Source organism: Alteromonas sp. AO-Serp (assembly GCF_017849675.1).
Taxonomy (GTDB): domain Bacteria; phylum Pseudomonadota; class Gammaproteobacteria; order Enterobacterales; family Alteromonadaceae; genus Alteromonas; species Alteromonas macleodii.
Genome location: NZ_JAFLMX010000089.1, coordinates 1 through 4,295, shown reverse-complemented (window position 1 = coordinate 4,295; position 4,295 = coordinate 1). Strand labels below are relative to the sequence as shown.

Here is a 4,295-nt window from a genome sequence, read left to right as displayed (position 1 = left end):
CAACACTATATGGGGTGTTTTGCCTGTTGATATCAATACCTACGGTGAACCCGTAACGAGCGATCCCCATAATCTATCAGAAAGTTTTCCTTTCTTGCCTTTAGTCATAGAAATAGACAACGCTTGGTTGGACGATATTGACGTGTATTTCTTTGAAAACGGCGAAAGAAAGCATCACGTTACATTGGGCGATAACCAAATACACAGCGCGCGGGCCGAGCGCGCTAGAATGCCTTCCGTTTTTTATCGATTTACCCAGCAACAAACTATCGTTGTTTTCAGGTTCTCATCTAAAGACCCCATGACCATTCCGGTTTATCTAGGCCAGCCTGTCATCGCCAACGACAAGTCTACTGAAAACGCCTATTTCTATGGTGCGCTTTACGGTTCATTGGTTATTCTTTTGGTTTATAACTTGGTTTTATATAGCTACCTAAAAGAGCGAAGGTATTTACTATATTCCTTGTACCTTCTTTCTTTTCTGGCTTTTAATTTCACCTATACGGGGCACGGTTTTTGGTGGGTATGGTCTGACTCTGTATTCCTTCAGCAGGGGCTTATGCCCACGCTAATGTTCTTTTACCTTTTTAGCGCCGTACGGTTGACCATTGAGTTTCTCAACACTCAACTTTACTTACCTAAGCTTTACCGAAACAGGAAGTACATTTACGGAGGGTTAGGGGCGCTGGCAGTATTGATTATTTTAGTCGGTAGCCGTTCTTTCGCTGTTATGTCACAACTTGTCGTGCTAACTACAATTTCACTTTGGATGTTAGCTATCGGTATTTTTGCTTACAGAAATGGCGATACACTGGCTAAGTTTTTTCTGCTGCGGTACTCTGTGGAACTGGGGGCGCGACGGTATCAAGTCTCGCTACGTGGGGACTAGTGAGCTATTCGAAATGGGCATTTCGCGGTATCGAAATTGGTATGGTTTTAGAAATGTCTTTGCTGTCGATTTCTCTGGCCTTCAATTACAAGCAAGTACAACAGGCACGCTTGAGTGCCGAACGAGATGCGCGATTAGACCCGCTCACCTCGCTTTACAACCGACGGGCATTTGAAGATTTGGTCTATCCCATTTGGGAATTAGGAAAACGCAGTAATAAACACATGTCGGTTTTACTTATCGATTTAGACTGGCTTAAGCGTATCAACGACAAATTTGGCCACGATATGGGCGATAAAGTGCTGCAAAACGTGGCTAAAGAGATAAAGGGCCAAGTGAGAGGGTCGGATATAACCTTTCGCTGGGGCGGTGAGGAATTTTTGGTGTTTTTACCCAATACCCGGGCTAATTACGCCAAGCAAATTGCAGAGAACTTAAGGCTACATCTATTTAGCCATGATATTAATAAGTTGGTTAGGGTGACGGTGAGTATTGGCGTTTCTGGCTCGTACCCGGGAGAAGATGATCTAAACGTTTTGATAAAAGAGGCTGATCAAGCGCTCTACTTAGCCAAAGCCCAAGGGCGAAATAAAGTTGTGCTTTGGAATGAGAGGAAAGAGTAATCGCTGATTTATAAAAACAGAAATCTCACGTATTATTCTGTTTTCTTTTTTTCTAGGTAAGTCTCTCATGTACAAAGATTTTCAAGCAGAGTTGACGTGGGCCAGCCTGCATATGCCGCGCACTCGCCACGCTATCGCTTCTTTACCTGACCTGTCTAACGTAAAACTTGCTTGTAACATGCACCTAGACTTAAAGATGGCGCCTTTAGTTGAAGGGCTGCTGTCACGTGGCTGCGATATATTCCTTACTACCTGCAACCCTACCACGGTGCAAGACGATGTGGTTTCTTACTTAGTTGATAAAGGGGCAACAGCCCACGCATGGCGTGATATGAGCGATGCTGACTGGTCTGAATCATTCGATAAAGCACTGGCGTGGCAGCCTACCCATTTATGTGAAATGGGCGCGGACCTCACTACCCGACTGCATGAAAACGTAAAAGCAAACAAGCCAGTCCCTAGCATTATATCGGGGTTAGAAGCAACGGGATCAGGCATTAACCGACTAAACGGTATGGCGCCCAATTACCCCATCTTTAACTGGGACGATTTGCCTGTAAAAGAAGGCCTTCACAACAGGCACATGGTGGGCTTAAGCGCATGGCAAACCTTCTTCCAAACCACTCATCTAACCCTGCACGAACAAGTAGTAGTTGTTATTGGTTATGGTCTGGTAGGGCAGGGCGTTGCTGCCTCGGCTAAAGCGTTTGGGGCACAAGTTCAAGTTGCAGAACTTGATCCAGCAAGAGCGCTTCAAGCGAAGTACGACGGCTGGCCAGTGGTTGATTTAAATGAAGCGGCTAGCCAGGCTGATGTTATTGCCACTGCAACTGGTGCGTATGGCGTGGTGAATTCGAGTCATCTAGACAACATGAAAGACGGAACATTTATTTTAAATGTAGGCCATGTAGCCCAAGAAATTGATGTGCCTTACCTTAAAAACAACGCTACTCACAGTGAGCCAATGCCTTATGTAAATGCCTATAAACTGGGCGATAAAACACTGTATCTTCTAGCCGATGGCTCTATGTTTAACTTAACTGCGGGCTATGGTGACAGCATCAATGCCTTCGACGTAACTTTGGCCGTTATGGCGGCGGGTATCGGCTATATCGTGAATGAAGGCGCAAAAAGCGAAAGAGGCTTGTACTTGCTACCAGAGGCTGCGTGGAAAAGTGCACTGTGAAGCACAGCGAGTCATAAGCGAGTGTTTATCTTTAGGTACGCTGTACAAGCTGTACAAAAGGTCTAGCCATCTCTGCTTATCTCGACATTTCTATTGAATGTTGTACAGTGAGCCCGTTTTAATAAATTCATATTTAAGGCGGGCTGATGACCATTCCAACAGGCAATCAGTCTTGCGCCAGTGTAGGGACGAAAAAAATGGGTAAAATAATAGGTACAAAAACACCACAGCAGGCTTTAGATAGCCTTGCCAACATGACAGGCGATCTGCGCCCCATAGAACTCTCTGAATACAAAGCCCGAATTGCCAAGGCGCAGCATTATATGCAGGAAAATGGCATTGGTGCGCTCTACTTAAACGCGGGTACTAACTTAGCGTATTTTACAGGTATGCAGTGGTACGCCAGTGAGCGTTTAGTCGGTGCGCTCTTGCCTGCAAAAGGTGACCTTGTATATCTAGCTCCTACCTTTGAAATCGACTCTTTAAACGAACGCAAATTAGTGGAAGGCGACATAATTGGCTGGCAAGAGCACGAGAGCCCATATGCGCTTGTCATAGCTATGCTAGAAAAACTGAACACCGCTGGAGGCGATAAACTGGGTGTGGATGAGTCGACCCAGTTTTTTATCGTAGATGGTTTGAACAAGATGCTTGGCCAATCTTGGCAAATTATCAATGGTGCAGAGGTAACAGCACACTGTCGCATGCACAAATCTAACAATGAACTAGCGCTTATTCAACGCGCTATGGACATGACACTTGCTGTGCATAAAGCGACTGCCAGTATGCTTTATGAAGGTATTACTACTACTGAAGTTGAAGCATTTATTAACGATGCACATAAGAAAGTGGGGGCCGCTGGTAACTATTTTTGCATTGTACTTTTTGGAAAAGCCACCTCGTTTCCCCACGGCGTTAAAGACCCTCAAGTACTAAAGAAGAACGACTTAGTATTGATTGATACTGGCTGTAAGGTGCATGGCTACCTCTCTGATATCACGAGAACCTATTGTTTTGGTGAGCCAACCGATAAGCAACGAGCATTATGGGAAAGCGAAAAGCGCGCGCAGCTTGCTGCATTTAACGCTGCAAAAGTTGGTGTTCCCTGTGGCGATGTTGATAAAGCCGCGCGAGACAGCTTAGCTAAAGATGGCTTAGGACCAGACTATAACTTACCAGGTTTGCCCCATCGAACCGGGCACGGCATCGGTATGGATATTCACGAATGGCCTTATTTGGTGAAAGACAATCCTCACTCGCTAGCATCTGGTATGTGTTTTAGTAACGAACCTATGATCGTAGTACCAAACGAGTTCGGTATTCGCTTAGAAGATCACTTTTATATGACCGAAGATGGCCCTGTGTGGTTTACTGAGCCTAGCGAATCGATTGACTCTTTGTAAGTAAACTAAAATGAAGCTGCTCTTTGTTACGAAGAGCAGCTGTAGTGAGCGATTCCGCCAGCACTGAAAAATTCAAGTGGGCGCAGCTGGTAGTACTTATTCTCTACCTCTTTTGATTGCTCATCATAAGGCGCAGTAAGTATCTTCTGAAGTTCGTGAATTGGCGTAAAGTCACCTTTCTCTGCGGCTTTATA

Annotated in this window: 4 protein-coding genes; all 4 read left to right on the top strand. The window is 45.2% G+C overall.

What is annotated here, in order from left to right:
- On the top strand, nt 1–889 hold an 889-nt coding region (locus tag QVA83_RS07260), incomplete at its 5' end, for a 7TMR-DISM family protein (RefSeq protein ID WP_287498287.1).
- Nucleotides 889–1,512: a GGDEF domain-containing protein gene (locus QVA83_RS07255; RefSeq protein ID WP_232363069.1), complete on the top strand. Its 624-nt coding sequence runs from the start codon at nt 889–891 to the stop codon at nt 1,510–1,512. The genes QVA83_RS07260 and QVA83_RS07255, both read left to right, overlap by 1 nt.
- A 67-nt stretch (nt 1,513–1,579) precedes the next feature.
- The gene (locus tag QVA83_RS07250) at nt 1,580–2,698 is read left to right on the top strand and encodes an adenosylhomocysteinase (RefSeq protein ID WP_287498286.1); all 1,119 of its coding nucleotides are present in this window, start codon (nt 1,580–1,582) and stop codon (nt 2,696–2,698) included.
- 197 nt (nt 2,699–2,895) lie between these two features.
- Nucleotides 2,896–4,101 carry a M24 family metallopeptidase gene (locus QVA83_RS07245; RefSeq protein ID WP_287498288.1) on the top strand — a complete coding sequence of 402 codons (1,206 nt, stop codon included), beginning with the start codon at nt 2,896–2,898 and terminating at the stop codon, nt 4,099–4,101.
- The last annotated feature ends 194 nt before the right edge of the window (nt 4,102–4,295 follow it).